General features: G+C 68.1%; 19 protein-coding genes and 2 pseudogenes. 10 read left to right on the top strand and 11 right to left on the bottom strand.

Annotation, left to right across the window (positions count from 1 at the left end; all coding sequences use genetic code 11):
• Window positions 1-24 precede the first annotated feature (24 nt).
• Complete coding sequence (locus ACIOJD_RS01630) at window positions 25-444, bottom strand: nuclear transport factor 2 family protein (protein WP_401907675.1); 420 nt, start codon at window positions 442-444, stop codon at window positions 25-27.
• A gap of 151 nt (window positions 445-595) precedes the next feature.
• Window positions 596-1,099, bottom strand: coding sequence for a MarR family winged helix-turn-helix transcriptional regulator (locus tag ACIOJD_RS01625; RefSeq protein WP_401907674.1), 504 nt, complete (start codon window positions 1,097-1,099; stop codon window positions 596-598).
• 144 nt (window positions 1,100-1,243) lie between these two features.
• Between ACIOJD_RS01625 and ACIOJD_RS01620 the strand changes: the two genes are divergently transcribed.
• The gene (locus tag ACIOJD_RS01620; protein ID WP_401907673.1) at window positions 1,244-2,011 is read left to right on the top strand and encodes a pirin family protein; all 768 of its coding nucleotides are present in this window, start codon (window positions 1,244-1,246) and stop codon (window positions 2,009-2,011) included.
• A 221-nt stretch (window positions 2,012-2,232) separates the two neighbouring features.
• On the opposite strand, the gene ACIOJD_RS01615 is transcribed toward ACIOJD_RS01620, so the two are convergent.
• The 3 genes and pseudogenes from ACIOJD_RS01615 to ACIOJD_RS01605 all read right to left on the bottom strand — a co-directional run bounded on the left by ACIOJD_RS01615 (window position 2,233) and on the right by ACIOJD_RS01605 (window position 5,187).
• Window positions 2,233-3,438 (bottom strand): cytochrome P450, encoded by a 1,206-nt coding sequence (locus tag ACIOJD_RS01615; RefSeq protein WP_401907672.1) that lies wholly within the window; start codon window positions 3,436-3,438, stop codon window positions 2,233-2,235.
• Between the two features lie 329 nt (window positions 3,439-3,767).
• On the bottom strand, window positions 3,768-4,442 hold the full coding sequence (locus tag ACIOJD_RS01610; protein WP_401907671.1) for a hypothetical protein: 675 nt from the start codon (window positions 4,440-4,442) through the stop codon (window positions 3,768-3,770).
• Window positions 4,439-5,187, bottom strand: a pseudogene (locus ACIOJD_RS01605) (MerR family transcriptional regulator). The gene ACIOJD_RS01610 and the pseudogene ACIOJD_RS01605 overlap by 4 nt, the downstream one beginning before the upstream one ends.
• 122 nt (window positions 5,188-5,309) lie before the next feature.
• On the opposite strand from ACIOJD_RS01605, the gene ACIOJD_RS01600 reads away from it, so the two are divergent.
• Entirely contained in the window at window positions 5,310-5,522 is a 213-nt protein-coding gene (locus ACIOJD_RS01600; RefSeq protein ID WP_401908865.1) for an ester cyclase, read from the top strand.
• A gap of 31 nt (window positions 5,523-5,553) precedes the next feature.
• On the opposite strand, the gene ACIOJD_RS01595 is transcribed toward ACIOJD_RS01600, so the two are convergent.
• Window positions 5,554-6,264 carry a hypothetical protein gene (locus ACIOJD_RS01595; RefSeq protein ID WP_401907670.1) on the bottom strand — a complete coding sequence of 237 codons (711 nt, stop codon included), beginning with the start codon at window positions 6,262-6,264 and terminating at the stop codon, window positions 5,554-5,556.
• A gap of 457 nt (window positions 6,265-6,721) precedes the next feature.
• On the opposite strand from ACIOJD_RS01595, the gene ACIOJD_RS01590 reads away from it, so the two are divergent.
• Entirely contained in the window at window positions 6,722-7,003 is a 282-nt protein-coding gene (locus ACIOJD_RS01590) for a chaplin (protein WP_401907669.1), read from the top strand.
• A gap of 643 nt (window positions 7,004-7,646) precedes the next feature.
• On the opposite strand, the gene ACIOJD_RS01585 is transcribed toward ACIOJD_RS01590, so the two are convergent.
• Window positions 7,647-7,823, bottom strand: coding sequence for a hypothetical protein (locus ACIOJD_RS01585; protein ID WP_401907668.1), 177 nt, complete (start codon window positions 7,821-7,823; stop codon window positions 7,647-7,649).
• Between the two features lie 63 nt (window positions 7,824-7,886).
• On the opposite strand from ACIOJD_RS01585, the gene ACIOJD_RS01580 reads away from it, so the two are divergent.
• On the top strand, window positions 7,887-8,105 hold the full coding sequence (locus ACIOJD_RS01580) for a DUF397 domain-containing protein (RefSeq protein ID WP_401907667.1): 219 nt from the start codon (window positions 7,887-7,889) through the stop codon (window positions 8,103-8,105).
• Window positions 8,106-8,169: 64 nt separating this feature from the next.
• Here ACIOJD_RS01580 and ACIOJD_RS01575 read toward each other — a convergent pair whose 3' ends face one another.
• Window positions 8,170-8,730, bottom strand: coding sequence for a CGNR zinc finger domain-containing protein (locus tag ACIOJD_RS01575; RefSeq protein WP_401907666.1), 561 nt, complete (start codon window positions 8,728-8,730; stop codon window positions 8,170-8,172).
• A 110-nt stretch (window positions 8,731-8,840) separates the two neighbouring features.
• Between ACIOJD_RS01575 and ACIOJD_RS01570 the strand changes: the two genes are divergently transcribed.
• Window positions 8,841-10,013, top strand: a complete 1,173-nt coding sequence (locus ACIOJD_RS01570; protein ID WP_401907665.1) for an epoxide hydrolase family protein — start codon at window positions 8,841-8,843, stop codon at window positions 10,011-10,013.
• 43 nt (window positions 10,014-10,056) lie between these two features.
• Here the strand turns inward: ACIOJD_RS01570 and ACIOJD_RS01565 are convergent, their stop codons facing one another.
• Window positions 10,057-11,016, bottom strand: a complete 960-nt coding sequence (locus ACIOJD_RS01565; RefSeq protein WP_401907664.1) for a MerR family transcriptional regulator — start codon at window positions 11,014-11,016, stop codon at window positions 10,057-10,059.
• Between the two features lie 361 nt (window positions 11,017-11,377).
• Here ACIOJD_RS01565 and ACIOJD_RS01560 point away from each other — a divergent pair, with 361 nt between their 5' ends.
• From ACIOJD_RS01560 to ACIOJD_RS01545, 4 genes are all read left to right on the top strand, one after another.
• Window positions 11,378-12,013, top strand: coding sequence for an alpha/beta fold hydrolase (locus ACIOJD_RS01560; protein WP_401907663.1), 636 nt, complete (start codon window positions 11,378-11,380; stop codon window positions 12,011-12,013).
• A gap of 207 nt (window positions 12,014-12,220) precedes the next feature.
• Window positions 12,221-13,981: an NAD-dependent malic enzyme gene (locus tag ACIOJD_RS01555; protein WP_401907662.1), complete on the top strand. Its 1,761-nt coding sequence runs from the start codon at window positions 12,221-12,223 to the stop codon at window positions 13,979-13,981.
• A 33-nt stretch (window positions 13,982-14,014) separates the two neighbouring features.
• Window positions 14,015-15,160, top strand: a complete 1,146-nt coding sequence (locus tag ACIOJD_RS01550) for an AEC family transporter (protein ID WP_401907661.1) — start codon at window positions 14,015-14,017, stop codon at window positions 15,158-15,160.
• Window positions 15,161-15,318: 158 nt separating this feature from the next.
• Window positions 15,319-15,798 (top strand): VOC family protein, encoded by a 480-nt coding sequence (locus tag ACIOJD_RS01545; protein ID WP_401907660.1) that lies wholly within the window; start codon window positions 15,319-15,321, stop codon window positions 15,796-15,798.
• A gap of 177 nt (window positions 15,799-15,975) precedes the next feature.
• On the opposite strand, the gene ACIOJD_RS01540 is transcribed toward ACIOJD_RS01545, so the two are convergent.
• A complete protein-coding gene (locus ACIOJD_RS01540; RefSeq protein WP_401907659.1) occupies window positions 15,976-16,329 on the bottom strand; it encodes a hypothetical protein in 354 nt (117 codons plus the stop codon).
• A 439-nt stretch (window positions 16,330-16,768) separates the two neighbouring features.
• Window positions 16,769-17,158: a MerR family transcriptional regulator gene (locus tag ACIOJD_RS01535; RefSeq protein WP_401907658.1), complete on the bottom strand. Its 390-nt coding sequence runs from the start codon at window positions 17,156-17,158 to the stop codon at window positions 16,769-16,771.
• Between the two features lie 79 nt (window positions 17,159-17,237).
• Here ACIOJD_RS01535 and ACIOJD_RS01530 point away from each other — a divergent pair.
• A pseudogene (locus tag ACIOJD_RS01530) lies at window positions 17,238-18,427 on the top strand (MFS transporter).
• The last annotated feature ends 23 nt before the right edge of the window (window positions 18,428-18,450 follow it).

Here is an 18,450-nt window from a genome sequence, read left to right as displayed (position 1 = left end):
TCAAGTGAGGCATTCGTCGGTGGGTCAGGCGAGACCGAGCTGGGCGGCGATGACCGTACCGGAGGGGTAGCAGTCGAAGCGCTTGATCTTTCCGTCGGTCAGCTCGAACACATCGCAGCAGGGGGCGTCCATGCGCTTGCCCGTGGGCGGGACCGTCCCGGCGGGCAGCTCCAGCGGGCCGAGATGGGTGCCCTGCAGTCTCAGCTGCACGATCACGAAGTCGCCGGTGAGGTAGAACCGCTCGAGTTCGCGGTGCATGTCGGGAAAGGCCTTGGCGTAGACCTCGACCGTCTTCCCGAGTTCGTCGGCGCCGCGATAGGTGTGCGGGACCGACATGTCGGTGAAGGTCCCGTCCTCGGTGAACGCCGCGACCCAGCCGGCGATGTCCCGTTCTTCGGCGACCCGGTACGCGCTGCGGATGATCTTCTCGTTGTCGAGTGACATCTCGACTCTCCTCTCGCAGTAAGGGAACCTTGTGTATTAACTTTAACATTCAAGTCAATGTCGAGTGCAAGTCCTGAGGTGGACGAGCGCAGGTCCTGAGGTGGAGTCGAGTGTATCTGGCAGGAATTAGATGATCACTTGATGTGTCAAGTCAGCGCGCGGGTGAGTCGATGCGCTGGAGGATGCGCTCGGCGTCCTGGCCGAGGCGGCGCAGGCGCTCGCCGGAGAGGTTGTCCACGACCAGGTGGCGGACGTGGGCCACGTGTGCCGGAGCGGCGGATTCGAGCTTGTCCATGCCGGCGGGCAGGAGGATGGCGTTGGTGAAACGCCCGTCCGCGGGGTCCGGCTCGCGGCGGACGTAGCCGCGGCTCTCCAGTCGCTTGACCATGTGCGAGAGCCGTGACAGTGACGTGCTGGTGTTCTCGGCGAGCGCGCTCATCCGCAGGGTCCACTCGGGGGCCTCGGACAGCATGGCCAGGGTCATGTACTCGACCATGCTCAGGTCGGCGTCGCGCTGCAGCCGCGCGTCGATGGCCCATGGCAGGCGGGTCATCAGGCGGACCACCGACAGCCAGGAGGCCAGCTCGCCGGGGTCGAGCCACAGGTCCGCATTTTCGTCGGACGGTGGCTGGGGCGGATTGTCCTGGGGGGTCACGCTGGGAGCGTATCAGCCGCGCCGTGAGGATGACACGGGTAGGACTTGGGGGTGCCTTGACAGCAAGAATAACTTGAACGTTCATGTCATGGCCCGTACGCTAGATGTTGAATATCGAACGATCAACATCGAGAGAGGAACCCGATGCCCGGACTGCTGACACCCATGGTCGAGGTGCGACGGGCCGGCGAGCGGCAGTCGAGCCAACTGTCGTGGCTCGACTCCAGGCACTCGTTCTCGCTCGGCACCGGTCGCCCGGATCCGGCCAACACGCACCACGGCCTGCTGCTGGTCAACAACGAAGACCTGGTGCGGCCCGGCGCGGGCTTCGAGACGCACCCTCACCGGGACATGGAGATCGTCACCTGGGTGCTCCACGGCTCGCTCGTCCACCAGGACTCCGGCGGCCACTCCGGCGTGATCTACCCCGGCCTCGCCCAGCGGATGAGCGCCGGAACCGGCATCCTGCACTCGGAGAAGAACGACACCCACCGGCTCACCGGCGAACACCCCACCACCCCCGCGCACTTCGTCCAGATGTGGGTGCAGCCCGACGAGGCGGGCGGCACGCCCGGCTACGAGCAGCTGGAGATCGACGACGAGCTGCTCAGCGGGTCGCTCGTCACCGTGGCCTCGGGCATGGACCGGCACCGGGACGCGACCGCGATCCGGATCCACAACCGGCATGCCGCCCTGCACGCGGCGCGGCTGCGCCCCGGCCGGCGGGTCACCCTGCCCGAGGCGCCGTACCTGCACCTCTTCGTCGCGCGCGGATCGGTGGACCTCGAAGGCGTGGGCGTCCTCACCCAGGGCGACGCGGCCCGCTTCACCGCCACCGGTGGCCAGAGTGTCGCCGCCGTCGAGCCGGCCGAGATTCTCATCTGGGAGATGCACGCCACCGCCACCGTCTGATGGACGAACACCCCGGGATCGGCTGAACAACCCCCGCACCGGCTACGGAGAGCCACTTGTCACCTCGCGGCGGCTCCGCGAGCGGGGCCCAGTACCGTAGGTCACTGACCAAAAGGCAACTGGACGGTGGAACCTCCCGGCCCCGGCTCGGCCCCGGGGCGGTGGACAGGTCGCGGGACCCGTCCGGCGGTTGAGGACGGGCCCCGCGACGTGGCGGGCGGCTACCAGGCCACCGGCAGCTCGCACGGGAAGCGCCGGATGGTCTCCGTGTCCCACCGCAGCTCCTCGGCCGGAACCGCCAGTCGCAGCCGCGGGAACCGGGTCAGCAGACCACCGATCGTGGCCTCCAGCTCCGCCATGGCCAAGGGGGCCGCGATACAGCGGTGTCCGCCCCAGCCGAAGGTCATGTGCGGAGTGTTCGGCCGGTGCGGGTCGATGTCGTGCGGGGTGGTGAACCTGTCCGGGTCGCGGTTCGCCGTCAGGTACGACACATGGACGAAGTCGCCCGCCCGGATCGTCACCCCGTCCATCTCCACGTCCTCCAGGGCGACGCGCGGGATGCCCACGCCTTTGCGGAACGGGATGTAGCGGAGGAGTTCGTCGAGCACCGGCGTCAGCGACTCGGGGCGGCTCCGCAGCAGGTCCATCAACTCGGGGCGGGTGAGCAGGAGGTAGGCGATGTTGCTGATCTCGCAGGTCGCCGTGTCGTGGCCGCTCAGCATGAGGGTGAGCGCCATGACCGCGAGGTCCTTGTCGTCGAAGGCGTCGTCACCGTCCTTCGCGGCGGCCAGGGTGCTGATCAGGTCGTCCCCCGGAGTGCGCCGCCGCTCGGTCACCAGCGCGCCGAAGTAGTCGCGCAGTTGCGCCTTCGCGTCCGCGGCCGCCCGGCGGGTGTCCGGGGCGGTGGACAGCATCTGATGGGCGTACATCTGCATCCGGGGCCGGTCGTCCGGGGCGATGCCCAGCAGCTCGCAGATGGTGTGCTGGGGGAGCTTGTCCGACAGGTGGTGCGCCAGGTCGGCCGGGGAGCCGTGCTCGGCCATCTCGTCGAGGAGCCCGTCGACGATGCCCTCGATGGCGGGCCGCATCCGGTCCACATGGCGCTTGGTGAACGCCTGTGAGGCCAGCTGTCGCAGACGGGTGCTGCGGGGCGGGTCCATCACGTTGATCGACTCGGGGGAGACGATCGGCTCCGGGGTCAGCCGCGGGTAGTTGTGGCCCATGATCCCCGCTCGGCTGAACCGCTGGTCGGTGGTCACCTGCCGCACCCCGTCGAACCCCGTGACCAGCCAGGCCTCCGCGTCGCCGTAAGGCAGCCGGATCCGCGAGATGGATCCCCGGGACATGAGCCCGGCGAGTGAGGGATCGAACTCCAAGGCCTCACTGAAATCGAACGGACAGGTGGTTGATTCGCCAACTTCGGTCATCAAGTACTCCAGGACGAACGCGAACGGTCATCCGGCCAGTGGGGCGGACGGTGCGAGCCAGGTCCTGTCCGGTCGATCTTGCCGGATCGGCCCGGGGCGCCTTGCGAGGTGCCGTGCCAGGCGTTCCGGGCCCGGCAGAGATCGGCCGGACAGGGCCTAGGGATAATTACCTCCCTCATTTCTCACATATGCCTGTCCTGCGGCAAATGGCGACGACTCGTCATTTTGTTCGTATTGAAGCGCTCCCGATGGAGGCTCCCGACGCACGCGATACTGCCGCTGCCGGCACTCGATCCGGCCGCCTCGACGATGCGGCGCGGCGGTCTCACCTATGACCGGTGCCCGGGATCGACTCCACGGGTCCGGTCAGAGGCGCCGGACCCGGTGGCGGGTGCGGATGCGGCTTGTGCCCGTGTGAGGGCGTCGTGGAGGGCCTTCGGGTCGTCCGCGTGCAGTCTGATCACCTGGACGAGGCGGGGCGCGCCGAGGAACTTCGGCGCGCTGACCGGTTCGGTCAGTGCGAGGGTGATGGAGGTCTGTGAGCCGATGGGCAGGTTCAGCTCGTCGTTCTTCTTCTCGTGGGTGAACCGTGCCTCGCGCCGGATGGAGGCGATCTGGCCGAGGGGCACGTGGACGTCGATGTGGGCTGCCTGCCTGACGCGCAGGGTGCCGTCGGCCAGGACGTGCGGCCGGGTCACGGAGGCCGCGTGAAGGCCGAGGACGAACACGACGGTGTAGACGTCGATCACCAGGAAGACGGTGTGGACGACGGGCCAGTCCGCGAGCAGGTACGACAGGGCGACGGTCTCGACGACGCAGGCGAACGCGAGTCCGTACATCATGACGGCCTGGTCGCCGCCGTGTGAGAAGACCGCGTCGGCGCCGTTGACGCCGTGCCGGCGGCGGGCTGCCCACCGGACCAGGCTCGCCATGATCCGCAGCTCGTGCTTGACGAAACGCAGCACGGACCGGGGCAGGAGCGCCCCACTCTCCGGAGTCGTCAAGATGGTCCTTCCTGTCGTTCCGTCACGAGTTCCATCGCCCGCCGGACGGCAGCCGACTGGGCCGGCGCCAGGTCCGCGAAGATGCCGTCCGCCAGACCGCCGGCGTCGTTGCCGGGGAAGTGCGCCGCCAGGCCGTCGGGCAGCAGGGCCGCCGGCGCCGCCGCGGCCCGGTCCACCCGCGGGGCGTCCGGCTCCTCGTCGGCGAGGGCGTCCAGCAGGCCGTACACCTCCCCCGCGTGCTCCCTCATCCCGTACAGCGCCGTCATCAGCGAGCCCCGCTCCTCCTCGGGTGCCAGGGCGTCGAGGAAGGCGAGGTGCTCCCGGTCCCGCACGGCGCTCGGGGAGTCCGGCACCTCGCCCAGACTCACCAGCAGCCGGGCGAACTCCGGCGACACCGGCCCCTCGGCGGGGAACCGCCCGGCCCGCGCGTCGGCCAGCAGCGGGGCGAGCCGGGCCGCCGCTCCCGGATGGCCGCCTCCTGCCGTGCGAGGTCTTCGTCCAGCTCCTCCAGCACCTCCACCAGCTCCCGCGCACTGTCGTCCGCGAGGACGTCCCGCACCTCCTCGAGCCCGAGCCCGAACTCGGTCAGCCGCCGGATCCGGGCGAGCTGGACAGCTTCCCGGATGCCATAGTCGCGATAGCCGTTACCGCGCCGTACGGGCTCGGGCGACAGCCCGAGATGGTGGTAGTGCCGCACGGCCCGCGGGGTGACCCCGACGAGGGCGGCGATTTCGCCGATTCGCATGAGCCCAGTACAAACCCTGACGTTGCGACAAGGTCAAGGGCGCCCTTGACCGGCGGCCTTTCACGGCACGACCACGGCGGGGGCGGCACGGGGAGTCCGTGACGGTTTGACCTTGCCGCGACATCGGGGTTTCTACTGAGTGGCACCCGGCCCGGATCAATCACCGAGCACGCGGGTCGATCCCACCCCAGGAGTTCGAGGCGACGGGCCGTCAGGTCAGCTACCGGAGCGTCGAGGTCTACCGCCTGGAGGGTGACCGCATCGCGGAGGAATGGGTCGCTCCGGACATCCTCGGCCTCATGCGGCAGATCTCGCCGACCCGGGCCGACCACTGACGTCGGCGGGTCGCCGGCCGCGGAACCCGGGTCAGAAGCGCCGTCCCCAGTTCACGGTCGCGGAGGCGCGGTCGTTCCAGCCGAACTGGCTCAGGTGGAAGTAGGTCCGCCCGGCCGGCAGGTAGAGCTGCGAGCCCTGGTAGTTGATGTTCTCGTACAGGGAGATATCCCAACGGCACCAATTGACCGAGGAGATGAAGTCGTTCCAGTTGCCCGTGTGCAGGAATCCGCGCGGTACGCGGGTGAGGTCGCTCCAGGCCCGTGCCGGGCCGTTCTGCAACCAGTCTCCGCCCGCGTCGTCGTTCTCGTAGTAGTACGAAAGCTCCGACAGCGAGTCCGGGTTGGTCGTGCCGACATCATGGAACGGCCTCGCCAGCAGGTGTTGATTGAGCCCTTCCAAGGACGTGAAGCTGTACATGACGGGGTTCTTCTTCGCGTCGAAACCCGGCGTCGAGTACAACGCCTGCCCGTCGAATTGGTGCACTGTTCCAGGCTCGTTGGTCTCGCCGTCGATCACTACCTTCATCTCGGGCGGTTGATGCGGCTTCGGCGACGGCGGGGCCTTGGTGCCGAGGCCGATCATCATGAGGTGGTCCTCGTGCGAGAGCGGAGCGGAATCCGCGAAGCGGTCCACTATCGCGTCGAACGAGTCGATGCCGGATTCCGCGAGGCTCGCGCGTACTCGCGCGGCCATTTTCTTGTGGCTCGGGTCAGTGGGCCTACGGCTCAGTTGCTCGGTCATGGTTCTCACCTCTCTTGACGGACATGGTCGCCAACCGGCGCCAGCCAAAAGGAGGTTGAACATGAGAAAAACCGGCGCCCTCATGTGGCGATACGGCAGCCACGCCTCTGACCGGCGCCGGGAACCGGCACTGGGCCCGATCAGGGCGGGCACATCCCGGGCCGTGTGGCGTATTCATGTGGGCGTATTCGCGCCGCGGACATGCGCCGCCCGGGTGAATCCCCTTTTCTCACCAGCGTAGGTGTCCCCATGACGGCACGCCAGCCGGACAGGCCCTAAGGCTTGAGCGATCGGCGTACGCCGAATGGGCGCTCTTTCCGACGACCGCGCCCGGACTTATTCCCGGGATACCTTCGTCCGTCGGCGGACTTGCCCTCGTATGGGTCAATACCTTCCGATGATCGCCATGGCGGGTGTGATCAGGGTTCAACGTTTCCTCACCTACTCGGGAGAAATCATGCGTATTCGCACGTCCCTCGCGGCCGCCGCCCTGGCCGCGTCCGCCATCCTCGCGGGCGCCGGTCCGGCTGTCGCCGACGCCGATGCCGACGCCATCGTCGCCAACTCCCCCGGCGTCCTGTCCGGTAACGCCATCCAGGTGCCGATCCACATTCCGGTCAACGTCTGCGGTAACAGCATCAACATCATCGCGCTGCTGAACCCGACGTCCGGCAACGTCTGCCTCAACGCGGACGGTGGCAGCCACGCCAAGAAGGGCCACGGCCACCACGGGGGCTGATCTCACGAGTCAGGCTCACCGGCGCGGCGGCCATGTGGCTTCGGCGCCGGTGAGCCTGACGGCACCCCTCACCACCCCGTCCGCGACGGGGAACGCGCTCTACCGGTCGAGGTCCTCCGGCATCTGCCGTCGGTGCTGTTCGTAGAGCGTGGCGAATACGCGGGTGGCCGCGGCCAGTGCGCGCATGTGGTCGTAGGCGTGGCCGGGGGAGTGCGCGGGGTGGGCTGGGCGTTGCGGTCGAGCAGGCCGTACGCCGTTCTGTACAGAGCCACATAGTGCGGGGAATCGGTGTCGCCCAGGTCCTCACACAGAAGCAGAGCGAGCTGGCCCCGGAGCTTGAGCGTGGTGATGTCCGTCCAGTCGCGCTCGGGGAGCGTGAGCCGGCGGGTGAGGGCGGCGGCGACGGTACGGTCGATCGACATGAGGTCCACGGGATACGACGCCTGCTGAGCGGTCCCGACGATGCCCGCACTTCCCGCCTCACGGCAGGTGGCTCCGGGCGCGGGGAAGGACGGCAACCGTTCGAGTTCACGCAGACGCCAGCGGCCCAGAGCGGCGAGCAGGCGGTGCAGCGTCTCCGTGTCCGTGGTGTATCTCGGCGCCCGCCAGGGCCAATGGAGGCCCGGAATCCGGCGGTTGACGGTCATCGGACACCCACCTCGTACGAATTGAGGGCCTGCGTGCCGACGGTGCACCAGGTACATGTCCCGCGCCGTCCCCAGGCGCGGGCGAGCGTGGCGACGAGCGACATGCCCCGGCCGTGCTCCTCCTCCGGCCCGGGGTGTCCGACGACGACCCGGGCCGGGGAATGGTCGTCCACTTCGATCAGCACCTCGTCCGTCTGGTCGTACGAGAGCGAGAACAGGACACGCCAGGAGCTTTGATGCCGATCACATACAGGGCTGACTCGCTGACCGGTGCCCACTGGTTCAAGTCGAGCTACAGCGATGACCAGAAGGGCATGTGCGTAGAGGGCGCCCGTCTCGACGGCGATGTCATGGCTGTACGCGACTCCAAGGATCCCCACGGCGCCGCGTTCGTTGTCACCGGCCGGGCGTGGACGGCGTTTGTCGACGCGGTCGGCGGGGAGGGCCGCCCGTAGGGCTCGACTTCGTACGCCACTGTGGGCCGCTCCCTTCCCGGGAGCGGCCCACAGTCGTCAAGGCTCATCGCATGCGCTGGTTGGCATTGAAGCGCGCCTTCTTCTGGCGGTTCCCACACGTGTTCATGTCGCACCATTTGCGGGTGCGGCTTTGGCTGGTGTCGAAGAAGGCGGCTTGGCAGGTCGGTGATGCGCACAAGGCCAATTTTCCGTCTCGTTCGCCCGCGATGATGCTGATCGCGTCGGCGGCGATCACGCTGAGGGCATCTTCCACGCAGGAAGCCGAGCTGAGCTGCCATCGCCGCTTGCCCTCGGGCGTCAGGATCGCCGCGGCCCGACCCTGAGCGCTGCGGTCATTGATGACTTGGACGGCAGACGCAGGGAGAGCGTCCTGGAGCGCGGCCGCTGTCGCGGCGGCGTGAATCGACTCCCTCAGTTCCCGGGCGAGGTCGAGCTGGGCGGTGGTGCAGGACGCCACGGCCAGGCCGTACACCGCCAGCCAGTCGACGAGTCGGTGCGGCACGGGAATGCGCTCGACCGCGTTGCCATGACGCTCCGACAGAGTCCCCGTGAAGCTGGTCGCCAGCACGCTACCGAGGCGGAAATCAGGGAACCCAGCAGGCATGGAACCACCTTAGCAGGTTGCGCGCAGACCTGGAGGCCTGCTAGAACCGTCTAAGCCGGTTCGCGATGAATTTCAGCCGGTTCCGCAATGACCAGGAGGTGCGACATCCCATGAACCGTCCAACCAGCGACGTGCAAGCATTCGAAGCCCACGCGGCTGACGCCGACCTCGACGATCTGCGCGCGCGACTGGCCGCGGCGCGGCTGCCGGAGGCTGAGACGGTCTATCGCGCCGCGCCCGACCCTCGCCGATGGGAACAGGGCGTTCCGCTCGCCGACCTCGTCGATGTCGTGAACTACTGGCGCACCGGGTACAACTGGCGGTCGTTCGAAGAGCGCCTCAACCGCATTGGCCAGTTCCGCACGACCATTGACGATCTGGGCATCCACTTCCTGCACCGCCGATCCGCGCGCGCGGATGCCACTCCTCTGATCGTGACGCACGGCTGGCCGGGCAGCATTGCTGAATTCATCGATGTAGTGGACGAGTTGGCAGATCCGAAAGACGCGGACGCGCCGGCGTTCCATGTCGTGGTCCCGTCGCTACCGGGCTTTGGTTACAGCGACAGGCCGGCCACCACCGGGTGGGGAACCGAAAAGATCGCGGCCGCGTGGGTGGAACTGATGGGGAGGCTCGGCTACAGCAAGTTCGTGGCCCACGGCGGCGACTGGGGAGGCAATATCACCACGGTTCTCGGCGGCAGGTTCCCGGCGCACGTTCTCGGCATCCACACAACGTTCGCGGAGGCGCCGCCCGGGTTGACAACGGACGGGCTGACGGCGGTCGAGCGCCAGTGGACCGAGGAAACCCGCGATTTCTGGCGCCACCGCGCGGCGTACGCGAAGCAGCAGGCGACCCGACCGCAGACCATCGGCTACTCGCTCGTCGACTCACCGGTCGGGCTTCTTGCCTGGATCCTCGACAAGTTCGCCGAGTGGACGGACACCGAAGACAGCCCGTTCGAGACGATTTCCATGGACCGCGTTCTTGACAACGTCACCCTGTACTGGCTGACGCGGACCGGTGCATCGTCGGCCCGTATTTACTACGAAAGTCACAACTCGCTGGACCCCGAACTTCGGGTCGACGTCCCGTCGGCGATCAGTATGTATCCCCGCGACATCGAGAAGAGTCCGCGCCCCTGGGCGCAGGAGCGGTACCGGAAAATCGTCCGATGGAGGTCGCCCGAAAGCGGGGGACATTTCCCCTCGCTGGAGGTCCCCGAGTATTTCGTCAAGGATCTGCAAGAGGGCCTCGGGGCAGTGCTGGCCGCTCATCGGTGAACGCGACCCGGCGACCCGGCGCCCGATCACCGCCTGATCCGGCTCAAGACGTTGCGGACGGCTTTGCAGTCGCCCCGGTCCAGGCCGTGTTCTGGGCAGCGGGTGAGTCTTGGGCGGACAGTTCTTCGGCCAGTTCCATACAGCGCAGGCGGGCCGGGGAGAAGTCGTAGGGCATCTTGCCGATGGCTTCGAACGCGCTCATGGAGTCGGCCTCCCGCCGGCCAGAGCTGAGGTCGGCCTCGTCCTCGCCGTCATCGGCGGTGGCAGGGTGCAAAGTTTCCCAGGCGTCGAAGAGGGCATCGTCGTCCTTCTCCAGGCCGGACTCCTCGATGACAGCTTGCAGGACGCTTTCGAAGGCGTGCCGCTCGACAGCCACTTGAGCCACCCGTGGATCATCGACGGCGACGCTGTCATCGAGTGCCTCCTCGGCGTCGTCGATGCGGTCGGAATCCTCTCGCAGCGTGGGATGCGTGGCCAGGACGACGAAGCGGGTGGCCTGGACGGCCGCGCCGAGCGGGCCGAAAATCCGCTCAGTGACCAGCAGGCTGTCCAGGTCCGCCTGACGCAGGGAGCCCTCGGGCAGGCTCTTGAGGCGGTCGGTGACGAAGTCGGAGAGCAGGCCCATCCGGCTGCCTTCGGTGCGCATCCGCTGCACGGCGGTCCGTTGCCGCCGCGATTCCGCCTCCTGCTCGGCGAGGGTTTCCTCCAACCGCTCCAGGATGCCCGCGATCTCTTCAGCGCTGTCCGCACCGGCGGAAGCCGTGCCGGTGGTGAAGGCGTCACGGATGTCGTCCAGGGCGATCCCGGCGTCGGCCATCCTGCGAATCCACAGCAGGCGGATCATGTCCTCGTACCCGTAGCGGCGGCGGTCATCGCCGCCCCGCTCAGGCTCGGGGAGCAGGCCGATCTCGTGGTAATGGCGAATCGCCCGTGGCGTGCTGCCGGCGAAGGCCGCCGCGTCACCGATCTTGACCTGGCGGGGTGGCATGAAGGACGAATGCATGAGCGGGGACCTTTCCTCAAGGGATCGGGACGTAAGTCCACCGGACCACATGCCGCTACGGAAGGTGCAACCTCATACACACCGCTCCGCGCCAATGCGAGGAAGCGCGTCCTTCTTCCGTGATGACCGCAGGGCCGTCTTTTCCTGCTGAAACATGGCCCAGGTCCGGTACGCCGTCGCCCCCGCCCGGCGCACGTCACATCCGCGTGGTCGGGCGGCGCCTGAGCTGCTCGGTCACCGCGAGGTTCCCCTCTCACTGAAAAGTGCGTTCTTTCTGCGTAGAGATCGCTTCCTTGCGGTGATCGAGTAACTGGAAGTGACCAGCTCGAGCAGAGTCTCGAGCAGAGCGAGGGCGATACGCATGTACGTGCACGACCACCTCGGGCGTCCGCTGACCTCGGCGCGCATGTCCGTGAACGGCACCCGTCTCCACTACCGCGCGGAGGGTGAGGAAGAGACCGTGGTGCTCCTCCACGGTGCGCCGAAGGCCAGCTGTCACTGGCGGGATGTCGTACCGCACCTGACGCCCCACTACACCGTGATCACGCCCGACCTGCGGGGACTCGGCGATTCCGACCCGGCCGCCGGGGGCTTCGACACGGTGACGCTCGCGGAGGACATCGCCGGGCGCGAGCGGCCGTTCATCGACCACTGGATGTCCCGGGAGGCCCACCATGTCGACGCGCTCGCCTCCGACTTCCTCGACGAATACGTCCGGTGCTGCACGCTGCCCGGCCGGCTGCGGGCGATGCTCTTCATCTACCGCGCCACTCTTGAGGACGCCGAGGTGAACCGGGCCGCCGCCCGCGCCCCGCTGCCGATGCCCGTCCTCGCGGTCGGCGGGACGTACGCCGTGGGCGATGACCCGGCCCGGCAGATGCGTGAGGTCGCGACCGACGTGCGCGAGGTGCTGCTCGACACGGGGCATCACCCCGCCCAGGAGGCGCCGCGCGAGACGGCCGAGGCCTGCCTGGGGTTCTTCGCCGGCGACCGCTGACCGGCATCGGCGGCGGAGTCCGGGCGGGGGCGCTTCAGGGGTGACACGGGGGGTGTTTCGGGGGTGTTTCACGGGGCGGCCCGAGGGCTGTGAGCAGGCGTTTCGCGGTGACGCGGGGGTCAAGTGTTTCGGCTTTCAACATGTTGATACCGTGATTTCTGGGGTGCCATCCGCCCCGTGAAGTGAACCCTCAGCAAGGAATCTGCCATGAAGAGCGACCCTCTCTCTGAAGCGAAGGAAGCCGACCCAACCTCCTCCGTCATCCAGGCGACACGATGGGATCCCAGCGGCGACTCCTGGGAGACCACCTCCCGCGGGCGCGCCGTGCTCAGTGACCCACGGCTCAACAAGGGCACCGCGTTCACCGATGGCGAGCGCCGCCGTCTCGGGCTCACCGGCCTGATCCCGGCCCAGGTGATGACCCTGGACCAGCAGGTGATCCGGGCCTACGGGCAGTACCGGGCCAAGGCCACGGACCTGGACAAGAACGTGTATCTCCGGTCCCTCCAGGACCGTAACGAAGTGCTGTTCTACCGGCTGCTCGGACAGCATCTGAGCGAGATGCTGCCGATCGTGTACACGCCCACCGTCGGCACCGCGATCGAGCGCTACAGCCATGAGTACCGGCGCTCCCGTGGCGTCTACCTCTCCGTGGACTCCCCTCAGGACATCGAGCCGGCACTGCGTGCGAGCGGTCTCGGCCCCCAGGACGTCGATCTGCTCGTCGCCACCGACGGCGAGGCCATCCTCGGGATCGGCGACTGGGGTGTGGGTGGCATGGACATCTGCATCGGCAAGCTGGCCGTGTACACGGCGGCGGCAGGCATCGACCCGGCGCGTGCGGTGCCGGTCGTCCTCGATGTCGGCACCAACCGCCAGGAGCTGCTGGAGGACCCGCTCTACCTGGGCAACCGTCATCCGCGCGTGGACCGTGAGACGTACGACGCGTTCATCGCCGAGTACGTCGCCGCGGCCGGCCGGGTCTTCCCCGACGCGCTGCTGCACTGGGAGGACTTCGGGTCCTCCAACGCCCGCCGCATCATCGACACCTACGGCGACCGGGCCCTCACGTTCAACGATGACATCCAGGGCACCGGTGCGGTCAACCTGGCGGCCGTCCTCTCCGGCGCCCGGGTCACCGGGACGCCCCTGCGTGACCACCGCGTGGTGATCTTCGGCGCCGGTTCGGCCGGACTCGGGATCGCCGACCAGTTGCGCGACGCCCTGATCGCGGACGGCCTCGACCCCCAGGAAGCGTCGGACCGGTTCTGGTGCATCGACCGGTACGGCCTTGTCGTGGACGATGCCGAAGGACTGGACGAGCACCGGCTGCGGTACGCCCGCAAGGCGGCCGACGTCGCCGACTGGGAGCGCGACGCGCAGGTCGGCGGCATCACGCTCGCCGAGGTCGTCCGCCGCGCCCGTCCCACCATCCTCATCGGTACCTCGGGCCAGGGCGGTGCCTTCACCGAGGATGTCGTACGCGAGATGGCGGCACACACCGAGCGGCCCGTCATCCTCCCCATGTCCAACCCGACGCCGCTGGCCGAGGCCAAGCCCGAGGACCTGGTCCGGTGGACCGACGGACGGGCCCTGATCGCGACCGGAAGCCCGTTCCCGGCGGTGGAGCACGGCTCCGTCACCCATGTCATCGGCCAGGCCAACAACGCTCTGGTCTTCCCCGGACTCGGGCTCGGCGCGATCGTGGCGCGTGCCACCCGGATCACCGAGGGCATGTTCCTCGCCGCCGCCCAGCAGATCGCCGCCATGGTCGATCCGACGACCCCCGGGTCGCCCATCCTTCCCCTGGTGGACCGCCTGCGCGAGACATCCACCGCAGTCGCCGTGGCCGTGGCCCGCGCCGCGGAGCGTGACGGTGTGGCGCGCGCGCCCATCGGCGACGACCTCGAGACCACCGTAAGAGACGCCATGTGGAGCCCGGACTACAGCCCGGTCAAGCCAGTCTGACGCCCGTAACAGCAGACGCAAGGGAAAAAGACTGTGAGCTTCTCTCATATCTTCACGATCATCGTGCCTGTCTTCCTCGTGATCGCCCTCGGTTACGGGGCCGGGCGAGGACAGGCCTTCAGCGGGGACCGCGGCGGTGCGCTCACGGTGCTCACGATGCAGTTCGCCCTTCCGGCGGCACTGTTCCTGAGCATCATGAACACCCCGCGCCAGACTCTGCTCAGCCAGGGGCCCCTCGTCGGGATGCTCGCACTCGGGCTGCTCGGCCTCTACGTACTGATCTTTATCGGACTGCGGACGATCGGGCACCTGCCGACCGAGAGGGCGGCGATCCTGACGCTGGCGTCCGTCCAGCCTCAGTACGCCTTCATGGGCGTCACGATTCTGGGCAGTCTGTTCGGCGCGGCTGCTGCCGCGATCCCGATCGCCATCGCCGGCATCATGGTGAATGTCATCCTCGATCCTGCCGTGCTGATCCTGATCAGTCTCGACCGGAAGAGCGCGGACGCGACGGAAGCGACAAAGGAGTCGGACGCGTCGGCACATGCCTCGGTGCCCGGAGCCCGGAGCGGGTCCCGGCGCGTCCCGGTGCCGGCGACTGTCGGGGGTTCCTCCGCCGGGACCGGATCGTCGAGCGGCGAATGGCCGGACGACGAAACGCCGGACGGTGCCGGAGGGCATGCCGACGCACCGTCATCCGACGGCGGTAGCGCCAAGCCCAAGCCCACCTGGCTGCGGATTCTGGAGCCCCTGCGCAAGCCCTTCGCCTGGGCTCCGCTGCTCGGTCTGGTCTTCGCGCTGACCGGGATCCACACACCCGAGATGATCAACTCCTCGCTCAACCTGGTGGGACAGGCCGCCTCCGGGGTGGCGCTGCTGTCGGTGGGCGTGACTCTCGCGCGCGTCGGCAGGCCCCAGCTCAGCGCCGGAGCGTTCGCCATCGCGCTGTGCAGCGTGGTGGTGCTGCCCCTGCTCACCTACGGCATCGGCCTGCTGCTGACCACGCAACAGGTCGCGGCGCAGGCGGCGTTGATCGTCGCCTTCCCTGTTTCGCCCGTACCGATGATGCTTGCCTCGCAGCACGTCAAGAGCGAGGAACACCGCATCGCCTCGGCCGTGATCATTAGCATTGTGCTGGCTTTCGTCACACTGCCGCTGATGATCAACCTGACCGGCTGACCTGACGCTCGATGAGCTGACCGGGAACGGGTGAGCGCGAAGGGGCGGGCCGGAAGTTTCGGCCCGCCCCTTCGCGCTCGGCCGCCGATGAGTTTCGGGCGGCGCGGGGGTCGGTATGGGTGAAGACGTTCTCGCACAACTCGCACGAGGAGGCCCGCGTGGCTACCAAGGGATTTACCACCTGCCTGTGGTTCGACGGTCAGGCGGAAGAGGCGGCGAACTATTACGCCTCGATTTTCAAGGACTCCAAGGTCGGCCGGATCGTCCGGCACACCGAGGCCGGATCGGGGCCCGTCGGATCCGTGCTGACCGTCGAGTTCGAGGCCAACGGCCAGAAGTTCGTGGGGCTGAACGGCGGGCCGCTGTTCACCTTCAACGAGTCCATTTCGTTCCAGATCCACTGCGACAACCAGGACGAGGTGGACCACTACTGGCGTCTGCTCTCCGAAGGGGGCGCGGAATCCGACTGCGGCTGGGTCAAGGACAGGTACGGAGTGTTCTGGCAGGTCGTCCCCAGCGGACTCATCGACATGATCAGTGACCCGGATCCGGAGAAGGCGGGCCGGACCATGGAGGCGATGCTGTCGATGCACAAGCTCGACATCGCCGCACTGGAGAAGGCCTACGCGGGCGAGTAACGGCGCCGGCCGCCATCAAGTGTGGAGGATGACGTGCCGGGCTGCCACCAAGCGTGGAGGGTGACGCGCGGGCTGCCGTGAAGCGCCGGATCAATGGGTCGGGGGATCGATGATCCGGCGCTTCACGGATAGGTCACCGCAGGGTGCGACAGTGGCCGCGGCTACTGGACGGACTCGTCAGAGCCTGCACTCCGGTACGCCACTCGCGCTGACCCAACGCGCCGAGACGTACTTGCCGATCTGTCCGGAGAGGCGGTACCACTTGTGGTTGCCTTCGACATTGCCGCCCCGCACGAAGCAGTCCAACCGGACCTTGCGATCCGAGTTGATCCGGCCCCACTCCTTGGCGCTGACCCTCGGCTCCTCACGGATGGCCACAAAGTCTCTCGCGGTGACCGTGCCCGTGAAATTCACTGCCTTCACGTCCGACGGCGATGCCATGGCGGGGGTGGCCGTCACGGCTCCGGTGCCGGCGACCATGAGTGCCGCGAGGACCGCGATGCCCCTGGCCTTGTTGCGCAGTTCGTACATGGATTCCTCCTTCTGTGCGGGCGAATTGCCTTGTCCTTTATGGCACTTCGAGCGAGGCAGCGGCCAGAAGGATCGGAGATCCTCACCCGTACGGGGGCGTGGTACAGGCAAATGGGCTGTGTTCGTGTCGTATCGGCGCCAGCTTGCATGGGGCCGGAGTATGACCAATGGCGTTTACCTGCCAAAGGGTGGCTGCGCCTTTTCGTCGCGACTAAAGTCAGTCGGCAATTCGTTTGTGCGCAATACGATTTGACTATGAGTGGGAAGCCGGAGGTTCGACGGCTCACTCCCCGAGTCCCCGAGCGCTCATTGCCTGAGGTGTGAGCAACGGGCACAGCCGGTGCGGATGTCCGCGCTCGGCAGACACTTCGGACACGGGCGGCTCTGCGAGATCGGCTTCGGACCCGGGTCCGGCGGACGTTGGTGAGAGCCGATTCGTTCACACGTCGGGTGAGGCCGGTGCCCCGCGAGTGACGTCGGCCGGGGCCGCGGCGATGACGTCGTCGAGCGCGTCCATGGAAGCCTGAAGGTCGCTGATGACCTGAGCGATGCGGTCGCGCTCCTGGTGGAGGCCGGCGAGCAGGTCCGAGCAGGTGGGGACGAGACGGTCGCCGCCGTCCCGCAGGCACGGCAGGACCGTGGTGATCGTTGAAGTGCCCAGGCCGGCGGCCAGCAGGCCGCGGATGCGGCGGACGACGGCAACGTCCTCTTCGACGTATTCCCGGTAACCGTTGGGGCGCCGCCGCGGGTGGAGCAGACCCTGTTCTTCGTAGTAGCGCAGCAGGTGCACGGCCACGCCGGTCCGCCGGGACAGTTCACCGATGCGCACACGGACCTCCTGATGGTCGCGCGGGCTTTGCCCGTTCGTCTTGACTCTCATACCGGTGTGAGACTTTAGCGTCTGCGTCATGAAGGTGAACAAGGGGTTCGCGACGCTCGCCGCACTGTGCGCGAGTGTCTTTGCCGTGGGTACGTCGGAGTACCTGATCGCTGGGTTGCTGCCGCAGGCCGGCGAGGATCTGGACGTCTCCGTGGGCACCGCCGGACAAGCGGTGACCGCATACGCGCTCGGAGTCGTGGCCGGAGGGCCGCTCATGGCCCTGCTGACCTCGCGTCTGCCGCGCAAGGGGCTCGCCGTCGCGCTGATGCTGCTGTTCGCGGCGGGCAGCGCGATCAGCGCCGTGGCGCCGTCGTTCGGCCTGCTCCTGGTGGGCCGCGTGGTGACCTCGCTGAGTCACGCCGCGTTCCTGGCGCTGGCGCTGGTGACGGCGACCTGGATGATCCCGGTCGAGAAGACGGGCTCGGCCATCGCCACCGTGGCCTCCGGCTTCACCGTGGCCACGCTCCTCGGAGTGCCCCTGGGGGCACTGCTCGGGCAGGGCGCCGGATGGCGGGCCCGTTCGCCGTGCTGACCGTTCTGTCCCTCGTGGGCACCATGCTCCTGGCCGCCGTACTGCCCCGGCAGGAGACACGGTCCACGCGACTGCGGGACGAGATACGCGCAGTGGCACGTCGGCCGGTCATGCTCGCCATCGCCACCACCGTGGTGGGCTTCTCCGGGGTCGCCACGGTGTTCACCTACATCGTCCCGCTGCTGACCGGCGTCTCCGGCTTCTCCGCCGCCGCGGCCTCCGCTCTGCTGCTCGCCTACGGCGCGGGCAGTTTCCTCGGCAACCTCACCGCCGGAAAGCTGACCGACAGGTCGATGAGCGCCACCGTACGCGGGGTCTTCGGCGGGTTGGCGGAGACGCTCCTGCTCGTCCCGTTCGCCATGGTGTGGCAGCCCACCGCCGTGGCAGCGGTCCTGGTCCTCGGCCTGCTCGCCACAGCGACCATCGCCCCGCTTCAGGGACTGATCCTGCACCACGCGGGCGCCGCGCCGAACCTGGCGGTCTCCGTCAACGTGGGCGCCTTCAACCTCGGAGCCGCGGCCGGCTCGGTCATCGGCGGCGCGATCGTCGCCGCCGGCGCTCTGCGGTGGACCGGCCCGGCGGGCGCCGTACTGAGCCTGATCGGACTGGCCCTGGCCTATCTCGTCCTGCCCCGGACACGGACGTCGGCGAAGGACGCCGGACACGAAGCCCCGATCGCCGCCTGATTCCCCGTCCACTCACCTCGCAA

The sequence above is a fragment of the Streptomyces sp. NPDC088116 genome (genome assembly GCF_044741745.1).
Taxonomy (GTDB): domain Bacteria; phylum Actinomycetota; class Actinomycetes; order Streptomycetales; family Streptomycetaceae; genus Streptomyces.
The sequence above is the reverse complement of the archived record's forward strand: the minus strand, read 5'-3'. Positions and strand labels throughout refer to the sequence as shown.